Raw genomic sequence first — 24,193 nt, 5'->3', positions numbered from 1 at the left:
ACCGGTCTTTCTTAGAAGACCGGTTTTTTGAAATTAATTACTTTTTTTAAAAAGCTGCTTAATCATTGGAGTAACTTTACTGTATATTGGTTTAAATTGTTGAGCAGATTGCTTAAGGGCGTCTATATTGTCCATAAGAGCGATAAAATCAATATTATTAATGATCTGATTGATTTGGTCATTGATAGCCTTATTTTTTGTGCTCTCAGGTTTCCTTTGATTTCCAAATAGCCAATCGTCTAAAGAAGAATTGTTCAATTTCTTATTCTCTGTAGAAGATTCAACCGGTTCTCTTTTCAAATCTGTATTCCGTTGATTGGGACCAAACATGAATAATGAAAATGGGTCACCTGCAGAAATTTGTTCTTCTTTTTTATCCTCAGGATTCAATCTTTTCCTCCTCCTTTATAAAGTAGCATTTATATTAATTTATGTTACTGAATTTTCCATGTTTAGACAGAAGCGGATAAAACTTTTTAATATTAAGATTCAGAAAATCTTGCTTATCTGCTAGTTTATTTGATAAAATTAGTACCAAGTCATAATAATTGATAATAAAGTTAAAAATCACTTATAATTGATATTGCCATCTCTATAATTGATGATAATTTAGTTTGTAAACTGGACAATAAGCTAGTGTTTCCTTAAACTGCTGGCTATTTGAATTCAGAATAGAAAGATGATAAGGGGTGCACTCCATGAATGCTGGAATAATTGGAATTGGCAGATGCTTGCCTGAAAAGAAACTAACAAATGCAGATTTAGAAAAAATGGTTGATACATCAGATGAATGGATCAGAACTAGAACCGGTATTCAGGAAAGAAGAATTGCAGATGAGAATACAGATACTTCTGATCTAGCTTATGAAGCGGCAGTGAAGGCGATAGAAAACGCAAATATTTCACCAGAAGATTTAGATATGATTTTAGTAGCTACTGTTACACCTGACAATCCATTCCCATCTGTTGCCTGTATGCTTCAAGAGAGATTAGGAGCAGTAAAGGCAGCGGCTATGGATATTAGTGCTGCATGTGCTGGGTTTATGTATGGAATTGTTACTGCAAAGCAATTCGTTGAAGCTGGCACATATAAACACGTGCTAATTGTTGGAGTTGAAAAGCTTTCAAAAATAACAGATTGGGAAGACCGAAATACCGCTGTATTATTTGGAGATGGTGCCGGTGCTGCTGTTATTGGCCAAGTTTCAGAAGGAAGAGGAATATTATCTTTCGAGCTTGGTGCAGATGGAACTGGAGCAAAGCATTTATACCAGGATGAGTACATCATTATGAATGGCCGGGAAGTATTTAAATTTGCTGTCCGCCAAATGGGGGAAAGCTGTGTAAATGTGCTAGAAAAGGCTGGTCTCTCTAAGGAGGATGTTGATTTCTTAATTCCTCACCAAGCAAATATTCGCATCATGGAGGCTTCTAGACAGCGACTTGATTTGCCAGAGGAAAAGATGTCAAAGACGATCCACAAATATGGAAACACTTCTGCAGCTTCTATTCCCATTTCAATTGTCGAAGAATTAGAAGCTGGAAAAATTAAAGATGGAGATTTAATTGTTATGGTAGGCTTTGGTGGCGGTTTAACATGGGGGGCTATTGCCATGCGCTGGGGCAGATGAGGCATAACTTTACAATTCATCCAATTTCAGTGACAATTAAAATGAAATTTTTTTAAGTGAATTTTACAATGATTAGCCGAAAATGTGATTCTCTAATTTTTATGGAATAAAGCTTGTAACTATTAGAGTAAAGGAGATAAAAATAGAATGACTAAACGAAGAGTTGTCGTTACGGGTATTGGAGCTGTAACACCGCTAGGGAATGACGTAGAAACAACATGGAAAAATATCCTTTCGGGGGTTTCTGGAGTTGGCCCATTAACAAGAGTAAATGCAGATGAATATCCAGTGAAGGTTGCTGCCGAAGTTAAGGAATTTAATGTTGAAAACTTCATTGATAAAAAGGATGCCAGAAAAATGGACCGCTTTACTCATTATGCGGTTGCAGCTTCCCTTATGGCAGTAAAGGATGCAAATTTAGCGATAAATGAAGAAAATGCACACCGTGTAGGCGTATGGATTGGTTCTGGAATTGGCGGAATGGAAACATTCGAAAATCAGTTTGAAACTTTTCTAAATCGTGGATACAGACGGGTTAGTCCATTCTTCGTTCCAATGATGATCCCAGATATGGCAACTGGTCAAGTATCTATTACTTTGGGAGCAAAAGGATTTAATTCATGTACTGTAACGGCATGTGCTACAGGAACCAATTCTATTGGTGATGCTTTTAAAGTTATTCAGCGTGGCGATGCAGATGCAATGGTTACAGGAGGAGCAGAGGCACCGATTACGAAAATGTCTGTTGCAGGTTTTTGTGCTAATACAGCATTATCAACAAATCCTGATCCAAAAACAGCAAGCCGCCCATTTGATAAAAATCGTGATGGATTTGTTATTGGCGAGGGCGCTGGTATTGTCGTTCTTGAAGAGCTTGAGCATGCACTAGCACGCGGAGCAAAAATTTATGCCGAAATCGTTGGGTATGGTGCAACTGGAGATGCGTATCATATTACAGCACCTGCACCTGAAGGAGAAGGCGGAGCGAGAGCAATGAAAATGGCCATCGATGATGCTGGACTAGCGCCAGAGGACATTGATTATATTAATGCTCATGGAACAAGTACTGATTACAATGATAAGTATGAAACAATGGCCATTAAACAAGTATTTGGTGATCAAGCGTATAATCTAGCTATAAGCTCAACTAAATCTATGACTGGCCATCTTCTTGGCGCAGCAGGCGGTGTAGAAGCAATTTTCACCGTTTTAGCGATGAAGGAGAGCGTATTGCCTCCAACTATCAATTATGAAACACCAGATCCTGAATGTGATCTTGATTATGTTCCAAATGAGGCAAGAAAAAAGGAAATCAAAGCAGCAATCAGCAACTCATTAGGATTCGGCGGACATAACGCAACAATCGCATTTAAAAAATACGAATAAAACAATTCAGTAAGGGCAAATCAAAGGATTTGCCCTTTTATATTTCACTAAACGAACATTAACATTAATTAAACATAGACTAGAAAAGAAATAAATTTTCAAGAAATCCTCTAGGAAAAAGGTGGTGAACAGCTAATGGGGTAGTTAGAACAGATTTATGGATGGAAACAGACTTTTATCACCTGGAGAAAATTTGTGAAAGACTTTCTAGAGATTTTTATAAGGACAGGCCGGATAAAATTTATCATTACTTAAGCCAGTTTGGCATGTATAAACCAAATAGGCAAACATATGAAACTTTTAAAGCATTAAAGGAAAAGAAATATTGGGAAAAGACAGAAAAAATATTCAGGAAATATAAAAAGGCATGGAATGGTCCGGATATTGATATTTATATTTTTCCAATAGCAGCTAGAAACACCTTATTTTCTAGGGTAAATGTGAATAAATCAGGTGTGGCATTTGAAGGGCAGTTATTTTTATTTATTACACCATCGATAGATGATAAGGAATTAGAAGCCCTCTTTGTTCATGAATATCATCATACATGCAGACTTCAAAAGAAAAATATTAAATTAGAAGATGCAACTCTCCTAGATTCTATCATTTTAGAAGGGTTAGCTGAGCATGCGGTATATGAATGCTGTGGGGAAAAATATACTGCAGAATGGTGTCGTTATTATAGCGAAAAAGAAATCATCCACTTTTGGAATACATTCCTAAAGAGTAAATTGCATACAAAAAAAATGAGTAAGGAACATGATGAAATCCTTTATGGGAGGGGAGGATATCCTAAAATGACTGGGTATGCAGCAGGGTTTGTAATCGTTTCCATGTACAAAGAGAAGAACAAATTTTCTTTGCGTGATTCATTTAATTTGCCATCGGAATCCTTTATATCAAGTCTTTCCGGTGAAAAAAGAACAGGAAAATCTTCATAAAAGGCTGGATCCAAATAGATCCAGCCTTTTATTTTTTTTTGCAGATGTACAATAAAATTTTGGATGATGACTGTTGTAATTTTGACATAAATCTTTTAAAAAAATAGAATTTTTAAAAAAATTCTTGAATTCGTAATCTTTCTGTAATAATATACAATTAAATACTCAATAAATTCCAAATTAGAAAATATTTATAAAAAATGTAAAATGATATTCTTGTATATTAATTTGGAATTTTTTGTAGGCTCTTTTCTAAAGCTGGTTGCAAGTATAAATGTCATTTCTAGTTTAATTTTTAAAACTTTTAATAGAATACTTATGACCTAAAAATTACGAAAATTATGCTAATTAAAATTTTTATTAATAATGAGTCCAATTTATTTGAAAAAGTGGTATACAAGCAACGCTTTGGAAATAGCCATTACTAATGAAATATGGACGGAGGGTAATATGACAGCATTATTGGAACTAAAAAACTTAAAAACATACTTTAAGAAAAAGAAAGTAAATATTCCTGCCGTTGATGGTGTTGATTTAAAAATACATAAAGGGGAGACAGTGGCATTAGTTGGAGAATCTGGATCTGGAAAAAGTATTACATCCCTTTCCATTATGCGCCTAATACCTAGCCCTCCCGGAGAGATTGTAGACGGCGAAATTCTTTTTGATGGCAAGGATTTAGTCAAACTATCGGAAAATGATATGTGTAAAATTCGCGGTAATGATATTTCAATGATTTTTCAGGAACCGATGACATCCTTAAATCCAGTCCTAACCATCGGTGAACAGATTATTGAAGTATTAATGTACCATCAAAAAATGTCAAAGAACGTTGCAAGAAATCGAGCAATCGAGATGCTTGAATTAGTAGGTTTTTCCCGTGCTAAAGCTCTTATAGATGAATATCCTCACCGGCTTTCAGGCGGTATGAGGCAGCGTGTTATGATTGCAATCGCCATGAGCTGTAATCCAAAGCTTCTTATTGCAGACGAACCGACTACTGCCTTGGATGTAACAATTCAGGCACAAATACTAGACTTAATGAAAGACTTGAGTGAGAAATCTGATACATCTATTCTAATCATTACTCATGATTTAGGAGTCGTATCAGAAATAGCAGATCGTGTAGTTGTTATGTATTGCGGCCAAGTAGTTGAAGAAGCTCGTGTCGATGATTTATTCGATGAACCACTTCACCCGTATACAATTGGCCTAATGGGTTCAATACCATCGCTAGAAGGAGAATTGGATCGGCTTTATTCAATCGAAGGAACTGTTCCGCCTCCAGAGCACTTTCCTGCAGGGTGTCGCTTTGCACCTCGATGTCCGCATGCGTTTGATCGATGCCATAATGAAGCACCTCAACTTGTTTCACTTAAAGGCACAAGATCGGTTCGCTGCTTTTTACATGGAGAGAAGGAGGCAACAAAATGAGCTCTACAACAACTGTGGGATTAAAGAAGAAATCCATTGATAAAGAATCGGACTATATTTTAAATGTAATAGATTTAAAGAAACACTTTTCTATTAAAGCAGGTTTCTTACAGAAAACAGTTGGTTCAATTAAAGCGGTGGATGGGCTAACCTTTAATGTCAAAAGAGGCGAGACGATCGGAATAGTTGGTGAATCAGGCTGTGGAAAATCAACTGCAGGACGTACGCTTATTAGGCTTTATGAACCAACTAGCGGAGATATTATTTTTAAAGGCCGGAATATTTCAGAAATGTCTGAAGGGGAGCTTCGAAGAACAATTCGGAAAGATATCCAGATGGTTTTCCAAGATCCATATGCATCCCTTAATCCACGGAAAACCTTAAAGTCAATCCTTAGTGAACCGATGATTACACATAATTTATATAGTTCGAGGGAACGAGAAGAAAAAATTCAAGATCTTTTAGAAAAAGTAGGATTAAACCCGTTGTTTATTAATCGGTATCCGCATGAATTTTCAGGAGGTCAAAGACAAAGGATTGGGATTGCTCGTGCGTTGGCACTAAATCCGGATTTAATTATTGCTGATGAACCAGTATCAGCTCTGGATGTTTCCATCCAGGCACAGATTATCAATCTAATGGAAGACCTTCAAGAAGATTTAGGACTTACCTATGTGTTTATCTCCCATGATTTAAGCGTTGTCCGCCATATAAGCGACAGAGTAGGTGTTATGTACTTAGGAAAAATGATGGAGTTCGCTGGCAAGAATGATCTATATGATGATCCTTTACATCCATACACTCAAGCACTCCTATCAGCTGTACCTGTTCCGAAGAAAAAAGGTGTACAGGCAAGAGAAAGAATTATCTTAAAAGGTGACTTGCCTAGCCCGGCAAATCCTCCTCAAGGCTGTGTGTTCCATACCCGATGCCCAGCTGCAACAGAAATATGCAGTCAAATGGTGCCGGAATATAAAGAAATCAAACAAGATCATTTTGTTGCATGCCATTTATATTAATTGTTATTAGATGCTGCGAATACCCACTTTTATGGGACAGAGCATTTAGTATAAAAAGCTTTGAAGGGGGGCGGTACATCCGATAACGTTCTCTGATTAAAAAGAATTGGATTTACAAAATAAAACTAAGGGGGAAATTGAATGAAAAAGCCAGCATGGTTACTAGTAAGCTTCATGCTAGTATTATCTATGTTTCTAGCTGCATGTTCAGGCGGATCGCAAACAACGCAGACAGAAACAGAAAAGCCAAAAGAAGAAACTCCAGCTACTGAAGAGAAACCAAAGGATGAAGGCCCAACTCAAGGAGGGGACCTAGTTGTTGGTTCAACAGGGTCACCTACAATGTTTAACCCACTATATTCTAACGATGCTTCAAGTTCTGATATTGAAGATATGCTATTTGATTCATTAATGGGTTCTGATATTGAACTTAATACAGTTAAAGAAAATGGGTTAGCAGAAACATATGAAGCTTCAGAAGATGGAAAAGAATTTACTATTAAAATTGTTGAAAATGCGAAATTCCATGATGGTGAGCCATTAGATGCAGATGATGTTGTATTTACATACAGCATTCCACTTCATCCGGATTATGATGGAGTTCGTAAATCGTATTTTGAAAATATTGAAAAGATTGAAAAAATCGATCAATACACAGTTAAATTTACATTAAAGCAAGTTGATGCACAATTCCCAGTAGTAAGCCTTGGATTTGGTATTCTTCCAGAACATATTTTAAAAGATGTTCCAGTCGCAGAATTGGGTGAGAATCCATTTAACACTAAAACTCCAATTGGTTCAGGTCCATTTAAATTCGAAGAATGGAAAGATGGGGAGTATGTAAAGGTTGTTGCCAATGAAGATTATTGGGGTGGCCGACCATACTTAGATTCTGTTACTTACAAACTTGTTCCAGATGCTAACGCAATTCTTGCTCAGCTTCAAGCAGGAGACATTGATTATTATGCAGGTGTTCCACAACCAGACGTACCAACAGTTGAAAGCTTTGCAGATGCTGCTGGATTACGTTTAGAGTCTGGTTTAGCATTATCATATACTTATCTTGCTTTCAATCAGCGTGACGATAAGTTCAAGGATAAAAAGGTTCGTCAAGCAATTACTCATGCGATTGACCGTGTTGCAATCGTTGATAACGTAATGGCTGGACTTGGTGAAGTTGCGCACGTACCGGAAAGTCCATTAAGCTGGGCATATAATCCAGATGTTCCTAAGTTTGAATATGATCCTGAAAAAGCAAAGAAAATGTTAGAAGAAGCTGGCTGGAAGCCAGGTGCTGACGGCATTCTTGAGAAAGACGGCAAGAGATTCTCTGTAGAGGTTAAAACGAACCAAGGAAACAAAGTTCGTGAAGATATCGTTGTTATTCTTCAACAGCAGCTTAAAGAAGTTGGTATTGAAATTAAGCCACAAATTGTTGAATTTAGTTCATTAATTGCTGATATTGATCCAGGTGTTTGGAACTTTGAAGCAATTGTACTTGGATGGAGCTTAGGTATCGATCCGGATCCAAGTGGTATCTTCCATACTAAGGAAATTGAACAAGGACTTAACTTTACTGGCTACTCAAACCCAGAGCTAGATAAGTTAATGGATGAACAGCTTCAAGAGCTAGACAAAGATAAGCGTAAAGAAATGATCGGGAAAATTCAAGCAGGTCTTGCCGAGGATCAAGCTTATACATTCTTATACTATCCTAAGGAATTCCGTGCAATGCCTAAGAACCTAGAAGGCTATGAATTCCATCCAAAGACTCAATTATATAACATCCACAAATGGTGGTTGAAACAAGAATAGTATCAATAAAATCAATACTATTAAAAAAGTAGGGGATTAGGTACCCTTTTCCCTTACTTTTTTTTAATACTGAAAATTCTACAGGTTAATATTAGCCATGTATTTTGTATAAACTGAAAATTTAAGAAAGGGAGAATAGACGATGGTTTCATACATTTTTAGACGAACATTAATGGCTATTCCCTTACTACTTGGAATTACCATATTATCCTTTGCCATCATTAAGGCAGCACCAGGTGGTCCAGTAGCTATGCTTATGGATCCGAAAATGAAGCCGTCTGATAAGGTGAAATTTGAAGAAAAATATGGATTGAACGATCCAATTCCAGTTCAATATTTCAAATGGCTTGGAAATATGGCTAAAGGGGATTTTGGGGAATCACTAATTAAGCGTGGAACCCCTGTAAGTGAGCTTATAATTAATAGGCTTCCAAATACCTTACTACTTATGGTTGTATCATTTATTATTGCAGTAATGATTGCAATTCCAATTGGAATTTATTCTGCGATGCGACCCTATTCACCTCTTGATTATACCTTTACAATTGGTTCATTTCTTGGAGTAGCCACTCCAAACTTCTGGTTTGGGTTAATCCTAATCATGTTTTTTTCAGTTAACCTTGGCTGGTTCCCAACAGGTGGAGTTGCTACATTGAATGCACCATTCAGTATTTGGGACCGCATACATCACTTGATTCTTCCGGGTTTAGTTCTTGCCACTGCAGACTTAGCTGCACTGACACGTTATACTAGATCCTCTATGTTGGATGTATTAAAGCAGGATTATATTCGCACTGCAATGTCAAAGGGTTTTAAAGAGAAAAAAGTTGTTATTAAGCATGGTGTCAGAAATGGCATGATTCCAATAGTCACTCTATTTGGATTAATGCTACCTTCCTTCATTGGCGGAGCTGCTATTACCGAGAAGGTATTTGCATGGCCGGGTCTTGGGCAATTATTCATTGATTCCGCATTTCAGCGTGACTACCCAGTAATAATGGCGCTTACTGTGATTTCGGCAGTTTTTGTTGTAATAGGAAATTTACTAGCAGATATTTTGTACGCGATTTTTGATCCGCGTATTGAGTATTAAGGAGGGGTTTACTTGTCACAAACAAATTTAGAAATTACTCAAGAGGATTTACAGTTAAACCCCAATTTAAAGAGTAAACCTGAAACATTAACGAAAATATTCATTAGAAAATTTTCGAGAAACAAACTTGCATTAGTAGGGGCAATTATTTTGTTCCTAATCATTGCATCTTCAGTACTGGCACCGCTTATTGCACCGTATAAATTTGAGGATATCAATCTCTTGGACAAGCTTAAGCCGCCTAGTGAGGAATACTTACTTGGAACAGATCGATATGGAAGAGATATTTTTACTCGTTTATTATATGGCGGCCGGATTTCTTTGCTTGTAGGATTTGGTTCGGTAGCAGGTGCTCTAGTCATTGGCGTAACTGTTGGTGCACTAGCAGGATATTTTGGTGGAATCATTGATGCCATGTTAATGAGATTTGTTGACATCGTCATCTCTATTCCAAGTATCTTTTTACTAATTACAGTTGTTTCAATTTTTAAACCAAGTACGGGTAATTTAATCTTAATTTTTGCTGTTATCAGCTGGACAAGTACTGCACGTCTTGTAAGGGGAGAGTTCTTGTCTTTAAGAACAAGGGAGTTTGTACTTGCTTCCAAAACAATTGGTACAAAATCCCATAAGATTATTTTTAGCCATATTTTGCCTAATGCAATGGGACCAATTATTGTATCTGCAACATTACTTGTAGGTCAAGTAATTCTGACGGAGGCGGCACTAAGTTATTTGGGACTTGGTATTCAACCTCCAACTCCAAGCTGGGGTAATATGCTTCAGGATGCACAGAATTACACAGTAATGTTAACGGCTCCATGGTATCCATTTTTCCCGGGATTGCTCATATTGTTAACAGTCCTAAGCTTTAACTTTATCGGTGATGGACTCCGGGATGCATTAGATCCAAAAACAATAGATTAAAAAGCATAAAGGTCTCTGTCTATAAATGAAATAGCAGAGGCTTTTTATTTTTGATTTATTTCCTGCACGCATTGCTAATTTAGGAATAATTTTACTCCGCTCTGCCAATACTGAGTGACAAATAGCTTGTAGAAGCGGGGGGTAAGAGATGTTATATCTTCATGATGTTTGGGTGAATTGGTTTGAAGGAGAAGAAAATGGATATAATGTTTGCCACTTTCATGAATGGCGTAAGGATGATGGAGTAGAACTGTTGGACCAAGTGCCATTGCTCAAAATTGATCCCGTCTTATTTAATTACATTGAAAATGATTTGTCAGAGCTGCCACAACAACTGTTAGATGATATTTATCAAAAGGCTTATTTAAGAAAAAACCATGAAAGAATTCAGTTAGACTATTGTTTTGTAGTATCTGATGGAGAGGGAATATTAGCTGTTGATACGATCGGCTATAATATTCCGATAAGAAAAAGCAGACTTATTCCAAGACAAGAACAGCTTGCCTATGAAATGCTGTCAAATCAGGAAGCAGTAGCTTATACTTTCAATGACCAGCGTGCATTAAAGAATTTCCATATTCTTTCGCCACCACCAGAACTGATGGCAGGGCTGACAAGAAAGGAAAGACAAATAAAACAATTAATGTTTATGGCCCTTGACCAATTATATTCTTCTAAGAATGTAGCAGAAGTCCGTTATTGGTATACAGAATGGAGTCCGGAAAACTATTCAAACATACAGCAAATGGATTTTGAAGAAGCATGGCTTCAGCTCTTTGAAGAGAGTAAGTATGGATGGACAAGCAAGCATGAGCAATTTTGTGAAAACATAATTAAAGGGCAGCCATTTTTTGAGAAGCTTTGGGAACTAGAGCATGGTCCAAAAGTGAATTAGAACAAAAAAATCTATCACCAAGTGATAGATTTTTTTGTTGCTCTTATTTTCTTTTTCTGCCAAGACCCATTGCGTTTTCCATTTTTTTCAGCATTTTATTAGCAACTTTTCTTGCCTTTTCAGCGCCTTCATCAAGAATATCATCAAGTTCTGTAGACTCCATTAATGCATTATAGCGATCTTGGATAGGCTTAATTTCATTTATGACGACTTCAGCTAAATCTGATTTAAAATCTCCGTATCCCTTTCCTTCATACATATTTTCAATTTCACTAATTTCTTTACCCGAGAATATAGAATAAATGGAAAGAAGATTAGAAATGCCCGGTTTATTGTCTTTATCAAATTTCACTATACCTTCAGAATCTGTTACAGCACTCTTAATTTTCTTTTCAATTTGTTTAATATCATCTAGCAGTGTAATGGATGCTTTTTTATTCGGGTCAGACTTACTCATTTTCTTTGTTGGCTCCTGCAATGACATGATTCGAGCACCAACTTTAGGAATTCTAATTTCAGGAATTGTAAATATCTCACTATATTTGTTGTTAAATCTTTCTGCTAAATCCCTTGTTAGCTCTAAGTGCTGCTTCTGATCTTCACCAACTGGCACAAGATCTGTATTATATAGAAGAATATCAGCAACCATTAACGGTGGATAGGTTAGTAATGCAGAAGGGACAGCATCTCTTCCAGCAGATTTGTCTTTAAATTGGGTCATTCTTTCAAGCTCACCAATATATGAAATGCATTGCATCATCCATCCAGCTTGAGCATGCGCTGGAACTTCAGATTGAATAAACAGAGTCGCTTTTTCAGGATCAATTCCTACGGCTAAGTAAAGGGCAGCCAAGCTTCTAATATTTTTTCTAAGCTCAAGTCTATCTTGTGGAACAGTAATCGCATGTTGATCCACAATACAAAAATAACAGTTATATTCATTTTGCAGTTCTACAAACTGCTTTAGGGCACCTATATAATTCCCGAGGGTAATCGTGCCGCTTGGCTGGATGCCGGAAAAGATTGTTTTCATTTATTTTTCCTCCTTTTATGGCCGAAAGAGTTGTACGAATGGGGAATAGCAGCTAATGAATTTCTTGTTTATAATAATTTTGAACATAAAAAGACCATTCATCCCTATTTAATAGGGACGAATGGTCCGCGTTGCCACCCTAATTACTCAATGTCGAGTCTCTTTGTACTATGCCTGAATTTGCACAGTTCCTCTATAACGTGAGGAAACGTCGTATTGGAGAGCTCAAAAGTCCATTCGATTTACATAGTTACCTGTTCTCACCAGCCACAGGCTCTCTAAAACTAGAGGTAAATGTACTACTCTTTCTCATCGCCTTTGTTTTTATTATATTAAATTTAAGAATATAACATTTGAAGAAAAAAATCAATAGTCTGTAGCTTGGAAATCAGAAAAAATTACTATTTTCAGAAAGTTCTTTTTTGTAAATTGTGAAAATATACATACAAATCCAGAAGAAAATAGCGTTTTTTTAATTTTTTTATTGGTCTAAAAACTCATATTTTATAAGTATTTTTAGTAAATTTGGAATGATAGATTGCTATAAACCCGATAAAACCTACTTGCAATAATTTTTTTATAAATTTATAATTAATCTATCAAACGAATTCTTTACGAAAATGTTACGAAGGTTACAGAGTGATTACAGTATAACTCGTTGGATGTTTTACTATACTATAAAAGTAAGTTATTATCTAATAAATAGAGATGATATATTCCTTTTGTATGAAAAGTTTTCAGAATATAGGGATAATCATACTAATTAAGAGAATTAACTTTCTTTATACTTTTTTAGTTTGTCTGTTTATTAAACTAAGTTAAATTTACAGACTTTAATAGTAATCCGCTGGTTATGTATACTTGTGTTTTTTTGTAACCAATCTAAAGAAAACGTTTGCAAAAAAAATAGGGGGTAAAAACCGTGAAAAAAAGATTATCCATCCTTTTTAGTATGCTGTTAGTGCTAAGCATGTTCCTTGCTGCTTGCGGCGGAAAAGATAATGCTGACAGTGGCGACAAAGGCGGAGATAAAGGCGAAACAAAGTCTAATGTTCCGCAAGAATTAAGAGTAAATATCAATACTGAACCACCATCATTAAATCCAGGATTAGCGAAAGATTCAACTTCTGGAACTGTACTTCGTAACACTTTTGAAGGTTTAACTCGTATTGGTAAAGATGGTAAACCTGAAAATGCAATGGCAGAAGATATTCAAGTTTCTGAAGATCAAAAAGTTTATACATTCAAATTACGTGATGCACAATGGTCAAATGGTGACCCTGTAACTGCAAAGGACTTTGAATATGCATGGAAATGGGCGTTAGATCCTAACAATCAATCAGAATATGCATATCAATTATATGTAATCAAAGGTGCTGAAGCTGCAAACACAGGCAAAGGCTCTTTGGATGATGTTGGAATTAAAGTTGAAGATGACAAAACACTTGTGGTTACATTAGAGAACCCAACACCATACTTCAATGAGTTAACTGCATTCTACACTTATCTTCCAGTTAACAGCAAAATTGCTGAAGCTAACCCTAACTGGGCAAATGACGCTGGTGACAACTATACTTCTAACGGACCTTTCGTAATGAAGTCATGGGCACACAGTGATAAGATCGTTTTAGAAAAGAACGATAAATATTGGGATAAAGATTCTGTAAAATTAACTAAGATTGAAATGATCATGATCAATGATCCAAACACTGAATTATCTATGTTTGATAACGGCGAACTTGACTGGGCTGGGGCTCCAACTGGTGCACTTCCAACTGATGCAATGCAAGCTCTTAAAGATGATGGCCGTCTAAATACTAAGCCAATTGCTGGTATTTATAACTACAAATTCAACACAACTGTTGCGCCATTCAACAATAAAAACATCCGTAAAGCATTTGCAATGGCAATTAATCGTCAAGAAATCATTGACAACGTAACTCAAGGTGAACAAGCTCCAGCAATGGCGATTGTACCACCAACAATGTTCCCTGAGAATGAAAAAGGCTATTTCAAAGATAACGATGTTGAAAAAGCAAAAGAATATTTACAAAAAGGTTTAGAAGAGCTTGGTTACAAAGATGTTTCTGAGTTACCAGCTATTACACTTTCTTATAATACTTCTGAAGGACACCAAAAAATTGCTCAAGCTATTCAAGATATGTGGAAGCAAAACCTTGGTGTTGAAGTAACACTTGAAAACTCTGAATGGGCAGTATTCCTAGACAAAATGCATTCACTTGATTTCCAAGTTGGACGTATGGGCTGGTTAGGAGATTATAATGACCCAATCAACTTCCTTGACATGTACCGTGATGCTAAAGGCGGAAACAACGATACTGGTTGGGAAAGTCAAGAATATAAAGATCTTCTTGCAAAATCTGCAACTGAGGCAGATCCTGAAAAGCGTCAACAGATTTTAAAAGATGCAGAAGCAGTATTTATGGAAGATATGCCAGTACTACCAATTTATTTCTACACTGAAAACTGGGTACAAGCTGACAACCTAAAAGATGTTGTTATCTCTGGTCTTGGTGATGTTCAGTACAAATGGGCATATTTTGAATAATAAAGTCATGTAAACGTAAGGTATATAGAGGGAGCATAATCCATTCTATATACCTTCGTTTCTGCTTTTAGATCAAAAAGTCAGATAATTTCAAATGCCGCATTATGTCCTAAAGTTTTCAGTATTAAATTGGAGGTGTAGAACAATGGCAAAATATATAGGAAAACGCTTAATATACATGCTTGTTTCTTTATGGCTAATTGTAACTGCCACGTTTTTCTTTATGCGCATTGCACCAGGAAACCCATTTACCTCAGAGAAAAAATTACCTCCCGAAATTGAAGCTAATCTAAATGCACACTTCGGATTGGATAAACCTTGGTACGCACAATATGGGGAATATTTAGTCAGAATATTAAAATGGGATTTTGGACCGTCTTTTAAATATAAGGCACAGTCAGTAAATGATTTAATTAATGAAGGTTTTCCAGTATCTGCAATGCTTGGTGCTGAAGCCATTCTTTTAGCAGTGGCAATAGGTATTATTCTTGGAATCATTGCTGCGTTAAAGCATAATAGATGGCAAGATTATACGGCAATGATTATTGCTGTGTTAGGTATCTCCGTACCGTCCTTTATAATGGCAACATTCCTGCAATATTTCCTTGCTATTAAAATGGGTCTGTTTCCAGTAGCGCGTTGGGAGACATTTATGCATACGGTTCTTCCTGCATTGGCGTTGGCATCAACTCCAATGGCATTTATTGCGCGATTAACCCGCTCAAGTATGCTAGAAGTACTAAGTAATGATTATATTAAAACTGCAAAAGCTAAAGGCTTGAGCCAAGGAGTAATTACAGTAAGACATGCTGTTCGAAATGCTCTTTTACCTGTTGTAACCTATATGGGACCATTAACAGCTGGTATTCTAACTGGAAGCTTTGTAATTGAAAAAATCTTTGGTGTTCCTGGATTAGGTGCACACTTTGTTACAAGTATCGGAAACCGTGATTATACCGTTATTATGGGTGTAACAGTGTTTTATAGTATTCTGTTACTCGTATCTATTCTCCTTGTTGACATAGCATACGGAATCATCGACCCACGCATCAAACTTGCCGGTGGGAAGAAAGGAGAGTAATTTATGCAGATTTCGAAAGATAAATTTCAACTCGTTGGAACTAAGGCTACAGATGCTGAAAAAATTTCAAAACCAAGTCTGTCGTTCTGGAAAGATGTATTTATTCGATTCCGAAAAAACAAGCTTGCTCTGTTTGGATTAGTGCTGCTAATATTACTAATCATCATGGCTATCATAGGGCCTCACTTGACTCCATATGATTATGCGACAAATGATTTATCAAATAAAAACCAAGCACCTTCATCTGATCACTGGTTTGGTACAGATGATCTTGGCCGCGATGTGTTTGCCCGTACTTGGGAAGGCGCGCGTATTTCCATCTTTATTGGTGTCGCTGCCGCGTTAATCGACTTATTTATTGGTGTTCTATGGGGCGGTATTTCCGGTTATAAAGGCGGAAGAACAGACGAAGTCATGATGAGATTTGCAGATGTTCTTTACGGTGTACCATATTTACTACTAGTTATTTTATTAATGGTAGTGTTAGGACAAGGGCTTGGAACAATGATCCTTGCAATGACGATCACTGGATGGATTAATATGTCCCGTATTGTCCGTGGCCAGGTGCTATCTTTAAAAAGTCAAGAGTATGTTCTTGCATCAAAAACACTTGGAGCAAGTACAAGCAGAATTATGGCAAAGCATTTAATTCCAAATGCAATGGCTCCAATTCTTGTTACAATGACGTTAACAATCCCAAATGCAATTTTTACAGAAGCGTTCTTAAGTTATTTAGGATTAGGTTTAAGACCGCCGCTTGCCAGCTGGGGAACAATGGCCAGTGATGGACTGCCGGCAATTCGCTACTATCCATGGCGTTTATTCTTCCCTGCAACATTTATCTGTTTAACAATTTTTGCATTTAATGTTGTTGGTGACGGTTTACGCGACGCTCTAGACCCAAGACTTCGTAAATAATTCTGAAAAGCGGAGGCGGCTTGCAAGGGGCGACAAGCTTAAGGGCGAGCTGACTTGAAGACTTGTTCTTTAGTCTTCTTGGCAGATTGAATTAAGACCTCGAGACCCTAGACGCCGGAGCTAGACAAGGGAGTGAGAATATGGAAAAAATACTTGAAGTAAAAGATTTGGAAGTCTCATTCCAAACATATGGAGGCTCAGTAAAAGCTGTTCGTGGTGTATCCTTTGACCTTCATAAAGGTGAGACGCTTGCCATCGTAGGTGAATCGGGATCCGGTAAGAGTGTTACCTCTCAAACAATAATGAAATTAATTCCAATGCCACCAGGTAAAATAACTGGAGGACAGATTCTTTTTAACGGTGATGATATTGTCCCTAAATCAGACAAAGAAATGGAAAAAATCCGAGGAAAAGAAATCAGTATGATTTTCCAAGATCCTATGACTTCTCTAAATCCAACGATGAGGGTTGGTTATCAGATCATGGAAGGTCTTATGAAGCATCAAAATATGTCAAAAGATGCTGCAAAGAAAAGAGCAGTTGAAATGTTAAGTCTTGTTGGAATTCCAATGCCAGAAAAGCGTGTGAATCAATATCCACATGAATTTTCCGGTGGTATGAGACAGCGTGTAATGATTGCAATTGCACTTGCAGCGAATCCGAAGCTATTGATTGCGGATGAGCCTACAACAGCACTAGACGTTACAATACAAGCGCAAATTTTAGAGTTAATGAAAGACTTACAAAGTAAAATGGATACTTCCATCATTTTTATCACTCATGATCTTGGAGTAGTTGCAAACGTTGCGGATCGAGTAGCTGTTATGTATGCTGGACAAATTGTTGAAATGGGTACAGTTGACGAAATTTTCTATGACCCTCGACATCCTTATACATGGGGACTGCTTGCATCAATGCCAAGCTTAGAAAACGATGATAAAGAAGAATTGGCTGCTATACCTGGAACACCTCCAGATTTAACAAATCCTCCTAAGGGAGATGCTTTTGCTCCAAGAAATAAATATGCATTAGCAATTGATTTTGAAGAAGAACCGCCAATGTATCAAATTTCTGAAACTCATTTTGCCAAAACATGGCTGCTGCATCCAGATGCACCAAAGGTTGAGCCGCCGGAAGCTGTTACAAGACGGATGCGTCAATTATCCTCCAATTTTAAACAACCGGTTCTTGTGAAGGAGGGTAAATAAGATGGCTGAAAAATTATTAGAAATTAAAAACCTTAAACAGCATTTCAATGTTGGGAAGCCTAATATGGTTAAAGCAGTTGATGGAATCACTTTTGACATTTTCAAAGGTGAAACCCTAGGTCTTGTTGGGGAATCAGGCTGCGGAAAATCAACAACTGGCAGAACAATTATCCGCTTATATGATGCTACCGATGGACAGGTCCTTTTTAATGGAGAAGATGTACACGGGAGAAAATCAGCAAAAGAATTAAAGAAATTTAACCGAAAAATGCAAATGATTTTCCAGGATCCTTATGCTTCTTTAAATCCGCGAATGACAGTAGCCGATATTATTGCTGAAGGAATCGATATTCACGGACTGGCAAAAAGCAAAAAAGAACGCATGGAAAAAGTATATGCGCTGTTAGAAACAGTGGGATTAAATAAAGAGCATGCTAACCGTTATCCTCACGAATTCTCAGGCGGTCAAAGACAACGTATTGGAATTGCTCGAGCACTTGCGGTAGATCCTGACTTTATTATCGCAGATGAACCAATTTCTGCATTAGACGTATCTATTCAGGCTCAAGTAGTTAACTTGATGAAAAAGCTGCAGCGTGAAAAAGGATTAACTTATCTTTTCATCGCTCATGACCTTTCAATGGTTAAGTATATTAGTGACCGTATAGGTGTTATGTATTTTGGAAAGCTAGTTGAACTTGCTAGTGCGGAGGATTTATATAATAATCCGATTCATCCGTATACCCAGTCTTTATTATCGGCTATTCCACTCCCAGACCCAGACACAGAGCGTACTCGTAAACGGATCACATATGATCCAAAGATTCATAATTATAATGAAGATGAGAAGCTTGAAATGCGTGAAATCACTCCAGGTCATTTCGTTTATTGCTCGGAGAAAGAGGAAAAGCAATATAAACAGCAATATGCTAAATAACAAAACGATCTCTCAAATGAGATCGTTTTTCCTTTTATCAAAATAATAAAAAGGTCACATACACTTTTATACTTTTATGCTTTCGTTAAATAAAGAACCGTTTTTTAATATCATACAACATTTCAATTAAAATTACTATTAATAATTTTTTAAATATTATTATTTTGAAAAAAGAGACTGAATGGTTCAGTCTCTTGAATACTTATATTTATTTCTTTTTTCCACCAACTGATTTCCAGCCTGTTTGGAACTTTGCGCATTGATCAACAAATTCATTTTTGTTTTTCCTGCCAAACAGTCTTTCGCCAAGTCCGTTTGTGAATACGCCTAGCGTAGCTGTTAATCCAATTATAAGCAATGCTACAAGAGTTAAATCAAATATGTATTCTTTCATCATTAGCCCCCATTTCCCTTTTTGCAAAGCGAAAGTATAATACTAACCCCATGTTCTTATTGTATTAAAAGTTAAGGTGTATTTAAAGGGTAAATAGCAATTATCTCCAAAATTTACAGAATAAAAAATACATATTTTATCCTATTTAGTTTATTAGTAAAAGAATAGGGTATATATTAGAAAGCACCTTGGAATAAATTATTTAAAAAGTGTACATTTTGTGTCAAATAAAAAAGTTATTAAATTAATGAAACTTTTCCAACACTCAATCGTCTTATATACTAGATTGGAAAAGTTGGTTTGTATAATGAATATTGTAGGCTCTAATCTAGTTTTAAAAAAATATATCCAAACACTTATTCTTAGTGTATAATTATTGATACAAATTACTTTGTTAAAGTAATTTTAAATTACGATTAGCTTATATTCATTAATAAACAAATATACAATCAATTATTGATTTGATGTCTAAATTTTAAGGGAGTGAAATTGTAAAATGGTCACATTATACACTTCACCAAGTTGTACTTCTTGCAGAAAAGCGAAATTATGGCTAGAAGAGCATGATATTGCCTATAAAGAAAGAAATATATTTTCTGAACCATTATCAATAGATGAAATAAAAGAAATACTTCGTATGACTGAAGATGGAACAGATGAAATTATTTCTACTCGTTCAAAAATATTTCAAAAGCTTGATGTTAATTTAGAAGCCATGCCGCTTCAAGATTTATTCGAGTTAATCAAAAAAAATCCAGGTTTGCTGCGCCGCCCAATCATTATTGATGAGAAGAGATTGCAGGTTGGATATAATGAAGACGAAATTAGACGTTTTCTTCCTAGAAAAGTCCGTACATTTCAGCTTCGTGAAGCTCAGCGCTTAGTAAATTAATCGGACAGGACCCTTATTTCTTAGAAAAAGGGTCTTTTTAATATTTTAAATGGAATACATTTGTGAAAGGGAAAGAACTTTGTTAAAATGTTAGGACAACTTAACAAACTGCCTATTCCTATTTTACAGAATGTAATAGGCGATTAATGGTTTTTTTAAAGTTGTGACATTTTAATTCCCTTTATTCCCTTTTTGTCATAAAATAAAAGTACAAGGTGCAATATCTAATACCTTCTATAAATAAATGGGAATGGGTTTTTATTGTTATGCAGTGCAGAGATATATTCTCTGAAGGTGCTCATTTTTTTATGCACTAACAACTCCAGAAGGGAGAGTTGCAAAATGGAAATTGAAAGAATTAATGATAATACAGTTAAGTTTTATATTTCTTACGTTGATATAGAAGAAAGAGGCTTTGAACGTGATGAAATTTGGTATAACCGTGAACGCAGCGAGGAACTTTTCTGGGAAATGATGGAGGAAGTACATGACGAGGAAGAGTTCACTGTTGAAGGTCCCTTATGGATTCAAGTACAGGCATTAGATAAAGGATTAGAGATCCTAGTTACAAAGGCACAACTTTCAAAAGATGGGCAGAAATTTGAATTGCCTGTTCCAGATGAGAAACTGAAAGATCTGCCTGTTGATGAAAGAATTGAGGAGCTTCTTGACCAGCACTTTAATCCGAATGCAGACGATGTTCTAGAGTACGAGGAAAATCTGGATTTTCTTTTAACGTTCAGAGATTTTGAAGATCTTATTTCGTTATCAAGGCAGCATGGACTTGATTCAATTCCTACAAAATTGTATTCCTTTGAAGGAAGATATTTTTTATTTGTTGAATTCCCTGAAGATACTTTCGATGAAGAAGATATTGACAATATGCTATCTATTTTATTGGAATATGGGATGGAAACACAGATAACAATCCATCGTGTTGAGGAATATGGGAAATTGATCATTGCTGAGGATGTATTTGAACAATTACGAACGTACTTTAAGTAGAAATCCGATTTCAGTGCTGAAATCGGATTTTCTTGACTATATAGATTTTTATGGAGTATTAATTCCTATTAGAAAAACAATTAATAAACATAGCTTCGTAGTAAAGGAACTTGGTTAATGCCAAGTTTTTCTATTGCAATAGGAAATATGGTGGTGTGACAGTGAAAAATACAGTCAGGGTTATTTTATTTCTCGGTATTTTGGCGGGAGGAATTTACTTATATGATCGTTATGTCATGCAAACAGGTGGATATTTAGGGTATATAAGTATTTTGATGTCATTATCTGTCATTTTTATTGCCTTTGTGATTTTCCTGGAGAACAGGCATCCTGCTCAAACATTGACATGGTTAGTTGTCTTGGGAAGCTTTCCGTTAGTTGGATTTATTTTTTATATTCTGTTTGGACGAAATTATAAAAAAGAAAAAATGTTTAGAAAGAAACATATTCATGATAAGCAAGCTTTCTTAAGGGTTGAAGGTGAAATTGATCCAACAAACAGAGAGAAGATCAAGCAGCTTGGTGATCACCAGAGAAAACTATTTTATTTAGCTCAGCATTTAGGAAATAGTCCAATTTCATTTGCGACTCAAACAAAGGTATTAACGAATGGAGAAGAAACCTTTCAGCAAATTATAGATGCTTTACAAGAAGCAACACATCATATCCATCTGGAATATTATATTGTGCGTCATGATGACATTGGACAAGAAATTAAAAATATTCTTATTCAAAAAGCAAAAGAAGGAGTCAAAGTCCGGTTTCTCTATGATGCTGTCGGATCTTGGCAACTTTCGAAAAAATATATTACTGAGCTTAAACAATCCGGTGTGGAAATGATCCCGTTCGGACCTGTAAGATTGCCATTCCTCAACAGCAAAATCAATTTCAGGAACCATCGCAAAATTATTGTCATAGATGGAAGTGTCGGTTTTGTAGGAGGTTTAAATATAGGGGATGAATATTTAGGACGGGTTAAAAGCTTTGGTTTTTGGCGTGATACTCATTTAATGATGAAAGGTGAGGCTGTTAGAAGTCTTCAATTAATTTTTCTTCAGGACTGGTTTTACATGACTAATGTAAGTATTGCATCACCTGAGTATTTATCGCCTGATCTGGAAGAGAATAACCACGGAGGGGTACAATTAATAGCTGGTGGGCCAGATAATGAATGGAGTGTAATAAAAAACATTTTCTTTTCCATGATTACTGCGGCTGAAAAATCAGTCTGGATTGCATCACCATATTTTATTCCGGACGATGATATCTTTTCCGCATTAAAGATCTCTGCATTAAGTGGGATTGATGTAAGACTTTTAGTCCCGCAAAAGCCTGATAAGAAAATCGTATTTTATGCTTCCAGATCTTATTTTCCGGAACTATTAGAAGCAGGAGTAAAAATATATGAATACGAAAACGGCTTTATGCATAGTAAAATCATTATTGTGGACGAGGAGCTTGCCTCGATAGGGACATCCAATATGGATATGAGAAGTTTTCATTTGAATTTTGAGGTAAATGCCTTTTTGTATCGTACTAGAAGTACGCAAAAGCTGGTAACTGAATTTTTAAATGACATCAAATCCTCGAACGAAATAGAATTACAAACCTTTAAAACAAGGCATATTGGATACCGGCTTGTTGAATCAACATCAAGGCTGTTATCCCCATTCTTATAATGGAGCTGTTCTTAGATGCTTCCTGCATTGTACAGCTCCTTTTATTTTAATAAAAATATAAAAAGGATTATGTACCATCATGTCGAATGATTCCCTTTAGAAGGGAGATGATATATTTGTTAATTTCAAAAACAAAGCATGGAGAATGGATAAGTTTAGCTAGCAATCGCAATCTTCAGAAACTAAAAGAATTAAGGAAGCTAGAAAGCTTTTATTGCCCAGAATGTGAGGAGCCGGTAATCTTAAAAGCTGGAACCAAAAAAATACCACATTTTGCCCATCTCAGAGGATCAGCCTGTACAGAAAGCTTTGAAAGAGAATCAGAGTATCATTTAAAGGGAAAGTTTGCTCTATTTACATGGCTGAAATCACATGGTCTATCCCCAGCCTTAGAGCCTTACCTTAAGACAATTGCTCAGCGCCCGGATATAAGCTTTAATTATAAAGGTATCCAATATGCGATCGAATACCAATGCTCCACCATTCCTCAGGAACTCTTTCAAAAGAGAACAGAAAACTACTTTAAAGAAAATATATCCCCCATATGGATAATGGCAGGGAAAAATGTAAAACGAAAAAATAATAATGTAATTACACTTTCTAAGTTTGACTATTTATTTTTGGCCGAAACCCCTTCAAATACTTTGTATATCCCCGCTTATTGTCCAATAACGAATTCACTTATAACTATTCAGCATATTCTTCCTATTAGTGTGAAAAACACTTTATCTAACTTATCTGTCAAGAGTTTAAATTCTGCAGGAGTGATGGACCTTATCCATCCGAATAATGTCCGGCCTTATTTCCTTCGAAATTGGATATATGAAACGAAGAAAACAAAAAACATCACAATCCCACTCTACGGATCTATTCATAATAAATTCCTTCAGGAGCTCTATTCTCATGGAATAATTCCTTCATTACTTCCCCATGAAATTGGTTTGCCTGTTCCTAGCATTCATTATATTGAAACGCCTGCGATAGAATGGCAAAGCTATATTTATATTGATATTTTGAAATCTGGAGCAACAATAACTGTCGAGAACATCATTCACTCTTTTCAAAGAAGGGTTCGAAATCAAGATATAAGACTCAGATCTCTCCCCTTACTCCCTAATAATGACGGCTTGATTGCAGTTAAAGAGTACATTAACTTATTAATAAAAATAAACGTACTTCAGCCGATTGAAGAAACTAAGTTGAAGGTGAACCATTCATATTTGAAACTTGACAACATACAAAACTATCTTGAAAGTGAACAAGCTTTTTATAATAAATATGAGAGGATCATTAGTGAAAGTTTGAGATAAATCAAGAAGCTTATTAAAGTTGGGGG

Annotated in this window: 21 protein-coding genes and 1 other annotated feature; of the genes, 18 read left to right on the top strand and 3 right to left on the bottom strand. The window is 36.1% G+C overall.

What is annotated here, in order from left to right; all coding sequences use genetic code 11:
- Positions 1 to 33: 33 nt before the first annotated feature.
- Positions 34 to 390 (bottom strand): hypothetical protein, encoded by a 357-nt coding sequence (locus H0173_RS03610; RefSeq protein ID WP_221844580.1) that lies wholly within the window; start codon positions 388 to 390, stop codon positions 34 to 36.
- A gap of 308 nt (positions 391 to 698) precedes the next feature.
- Here H0173_RS03610 and H0173_RS03605 point away from each other — a divergent pair, with 308 nt between their 5' ends.
- The 9 genes from H0173_RS03605 to H0173_RS03565 all read left to right on the top strand — a co-directional run bounded on the left by H0173_RS03605 (position 699) and on the right by H0173_RS03565 (position 11,141).
- Entirely contained in the window at positions 699 to 1,631 is a 933-nt protein-coding gene (locus tag H0173_RS03605) for a beta-ketoacyl-ACP synthase III (protein ID WP_221844578.1), read from the top strand.
- 147 nt (positions 1,632 to 1,778) lie between these two features.
- Positions 1,779 to 3,017: a beta-ketoacyl-ACP synthase II gene (gene fabF / locus H0173_RS03600; RefSeq protein ID WP_221844576.1), complete on the top strand. Its 1,239-nt coding sequence runs from the start codon at positions 1,779 to 1,781 to the stop codon at positions 3,015 to 3,017.
- A gap of 161 nt (positions 3,018 to 3,178) precedes the next feature.
- Positions 3,179 to 3,958, top strand: coding sequence for a DUF2268 domain-containing putative Zn-dependent protease (locus tag H0173_RS03595; protein WP_221844574.1), 780 nt, complete (start codon positions 3,179 to 3,181; stop codon positions 3,956 to 3,958).
- Between the two features lie 450 nt (positions 3,959 to 4,408).
- Positions 4,409 to 5,392, top strand: coding sequence for an ABC transporter ATP-binding protein (locus tag H0173_RS03590; RefSeq protein ID WP_221844572.1), 984 nt, complete (start codon positions 4,409 to 4,411; stop codon positions 5,390 to 5,392).
- A complete protein-coding gene (locus H0173_RS03585; RefSeq protein WP_221844570.1) occupies positions 5,389 to 6,411 on the top strand; it encodes an ABC transporter ATP-binding protein in 1,023 nt (340 codons plus the stop codon). The genes H0173_RS03590 and H0173_RS03585 overlap by 4 nt, the downstream gene beginning before the upstream one ends.
- 141 nt (positions 6,412 to 6,552) lie before the next feature.
- Positions 6,553 to 8,226: a peptide-binding protein gene (locus H0173_RS03580; protein ID WP_221844567.1), complete on the top strand. Its 1,674-nt coding sequence runs from the start codon at positions 6,553 to 6,555 to the stop codon at positions 8,224 to 8,226.
- A 142-nt stretch (positions 8,227 to 8,368) separates the two neighbouring features.
- Positions 8,369 to 9,319: an ABC transporter permease gene (locus H0173_RS03575; RefSeq protein WP_221844559.1), complete on the top strand. Its 951-nt coding sequence runs from the start codon at positions 8,369 to 8,371 to the stop codon at positions 9,317 to 9,319.
- Between the two features lie 12 nt (positions 9,320 to 9,331).
- The gene (gene opp4C / locus H0173_RS03570) at positions 9,332 to 10,246 is read left to right on the top strand and encodes an oligopeptide ABC transporter permease (RefSeq protein WP_221844557.1); all 915 of its coding nucleotides are present in this window, start codon (positions 9,332 to 9,334) and stop codon (positions 10,244 to 10,246) included.
- A 148-nt stretch (positions 10,247 to 10,394) separates the two neighbouring features.
- Entirely contained in the window at positions 10,395 to 11,141 is a 747-nt protein-coding gene (locus H0173_RS03565; RefSeq protein WP_221844555.1) for a YjbA family protein, read from the top strand.
- A gap of 43 nt (positions 11,142 to 11,184) precedes the next feature.
- Here H0173_RS03565 and trpS read toward each other — a convergent pair whose 3' ends face one another.
- Positions 11,185 to 12,174 (bottom strand): tryptophan--tRNA ligase, encoded by a 990-nt coding sequence (gene trpS / locus H0173_RS03560; RefSeq protein ID WP_221844554.1) that lies wholly within the window; start codon positions 12,172 to 12,174, stop codon positions 11,185 to 11,187.
- A 110-nt stretch (positions 12,175 to 12,284) separates the two neighbouring features.
- Positions 12,285 to 12,496, bottom strand: a binding site (T-box leader).
- Between the two features lie 600 nt (positions 12,497 to 13,096).
- Here trpS and H0173_RS03555 point away from each other — a divergent pair.
- The 5 genes from H0173_RS03555 (at position 13,097) to H0173_RS03535 (ending at position 18,887) form a co-directional block, all read left to right on the top strand.
- On the top strand, positions 13,097 to 14,743 hold the full coding sequence (locus tag H0173_RS03555; protein WP_221844552.1) for a peptide ABC transporter substrate-binding protein: 1,647 nt from the start codon (positions 13,097 to 13,099) through the stop codon (positions 14,741 to 14,743).
- 145 nt (positions 14,744 to 14,888) lie between these two features.
- Positions 14,889 to 15,824, top strand: a complete 936-nt coding sequence (locus tag H0173_RS03550; RefSeq protein WP_221844549.1) for an ABC transporter permease — start codon at positions 14,889 to 14,891, stop codon at positions 15,822 to 15,824.
- A gap of 3 nt (positions 15,825 to 15,827) precedes the next feature.
- Positions 15,828 to 16,742 (top strand): ABC transporter permease, encoded by a 915-nt coding sequence (locus H0173_RS03545; RefSeq protein WP_221844547.1) that lies wholly within the window; start codon positions 15,828 to 15,830, stop codon positions 16,740 to 16,742.
- A gap of 140 nt (positions 16,743 to 16,882) precedes the next feature.
- Positions 16,883 to 17,950, top strand: a complete 1,068-nt coding sequence (locus tag H0173_RS03540) for an ABC transporter ATP-binding protein (protein ID WP_221844545.1) — start codon at positions 16,883 to 16,885, stop codon at positions 17,948 to 17,950.
- Position 17,951: 1 nt separating this feature from the next.
- Entirely contained in the window at positions 17,952 to 18,887 is a 936-nt protein-coding gene (locus H0173_RS03535; protein ID WP_221844543.1) for an ABC transporter ATP-binding protein, read from the top strand.
- Between the two features lie 208 nt (positions 18,888 to 19,095).
- Here H0173_RS03535 and H0173_RS03530 read toward each other — a convergent pair whose 3' ends face one another.
- Positions 19,096 to 19,281, bottom strand: coding sequence for a hypothetical protein (locus tag H0173_RS03530; protein WP_221844540.1), 186 nt, complete (start codon positions 19,279 to 19,281; stop codon positions 19,096 to 19,098).
- A 496-nt stretch (positions 19,282 to 19,777) separates the two neighbouring features.
- Between H0173_RS03530 and spxA the strand changes: the two genes are divergently transcribed.
- From spxA to H0173_RS03510, 4 genes are all read left to right on the top strand, one after another.
- Entirely contained in the window at positions 19,778 to 20,173 is a 396-nt protein-coding gene (gene spxA / locus H0173_RS03525; protein ID WP_221844538.1) for a transcriptional regulator SpxA, read from the top strand.
- A 342-nt stretch (positions 20,174 to 20,515) separates the two neighbouring features.
- A complete protein-coding gene (mecA, locus tag H0173_RS03520) occupies positions 20,516 to 21,178 on the top strand; it encodes an adaptor protein MecA (protein WP_221844536.1) in 663 nt (220 codons plus the stop codon).
- A gap of 161 nt (positions 21,179 to 21,339) precedes the next feature.
- Positions 21,340 to 22,857, top strand: coding sequence for a cardiolipin synthase (gene cls / locus H0173_RS03515; RefSeq protein WP_221844535.1), 1,518 nt, complete (start codon positions 21,340 to 21,342; stop codon positions 22,855 to 22,857).
- 116 nt (positions 22,858 to 22,973) lie between these two features.
- Complete coding sequence (locus H0173_RS03510) at positions 22,974 to 24,167, top strand: competence protein CoiA (RefSeq protein ID WP_221844533.1); 1,194 nt, start codon at positions 22,974 to 22,976, stop codon at positions 24,165 to 24,167.
- The last annotated feature ends 26 nt before the right edge of the window (positions 24,168 to 24,193 follow it).

This window comes from Bacillus sp. S/N-304-OC-R1 (assembly GCF_019749375.1).
Taxonomy (GTDB): domain Bacteria; phylum Bacillota; class Bacilli; order Bacillales; family Cytobacillaceae; genus Cytobacillus.
The sequence above is the reverse complement of the archived record's forward strand: the minus strand, read 5'-3'. Positions and strand labels throughout refer to the sequence as shown.

Coding starts and splice junctions, on each gene's coding strand:
- fabF (WP_221844576.1), top strand. CDS start 1,779: ATGACTAAACGAAGAGTTGTCGTTACGGGTATTGGAGCTGTAACACCG.
- H0173_RS03565 (WP_221844555.1), top strand. CDS start 10,395: ATGTTATATCTTCATGATGTTTGGGTGAATTGGTTTGAAGGAGAAGAA.
- H0173_RS03590 (WP_221844572.1), top strand. CDS start 4,409: ATGACAGCATTATTGGAACTAAAAAACTTAAAAACATACTTTAAGAAA.
- H0173_RS03550 (WP_221844549.1), top strand. CDS start 14,889: ATGGCAAAATATATAGGAAAACGCTTAATATACATGCTTGTTTCTTTA.
- H0173_RS03540 (WP_221844545.1), top strand. CDS start 16,883: ATGGAAAAAATACTTGAAGTAAAAGATTTGGAAGTCTCATTCCAAACA.
- H0173_RS03545 (WP_221844547.1), top strand. CDS start 15,828: ATGCAGATTTCGAAAGATAAATTTCAACTCGTTGGAACTAAGGCTACA.
- spxA (WP_221844538.1), top strand. CDS start 19,778: ATGGTCACATTATACACTTCACCAAGTTGTACTTCTTGCAGAAAAGCG.
- mecA (WP_221844536.1), top strand. CDS start 20,516: ATGGAAATTGAAAGAATTAATGATAATACAGTTAAGTTTTATATTTCT.
- H0173_RS03535 (WP_221844543.1), top strand. CDS start 17,952: ATGGCTGAAAAATTATTAGAAATTAAAAACCTTAAACAGCATTTCAAT.
- H0173_RS03595 (WP_221844574.1), top strand. CDS start 3,179: ATGGAAACAGACTTTTATCACCTGGAGAAAATTTGTGAAAGACTTTCT.
- H0173_RS03580 (WP_221844567.1), top strand. CDS start 6,553: ATGAAAAAGCCAGCATGGTTACTAGTAAGCTTCATGCTAGTATTATCT.
- H0173_RS03605 (WP_221844578.1), top strand. CDS start 699: ATGAATGCTGGAATAATTGGAATTGGCAGATGCTTGCCTGAAAAGAAA.
- H0173_RS03585 (WP_221844570.1), top strand. CDS start 5,389: ATGAGCTCTACAACAACTGTGGGATTAAAGAAGAAATCCATTGATAAA.
- trpS (WP_221844554.1), bottom strand. CDS start 12,174: ATGAAAACAATCTTTTCCGGCATCCAGCCAAGCGGCACGATTACCCTC.
- H0173_RS03575 (WP_221844559.1), top strand. CDS start 8,369: ATGGTTTCATACATTTTTAGACGAACATTAATGGCTATTCCCTTACTA.
- H0173_RS03530 (WP_221844540.1), bottom strand. CDS start 19,281: ATGAAAGAATACATATTTGATTTAACTCTTGTAGCATTGCTTATAATT.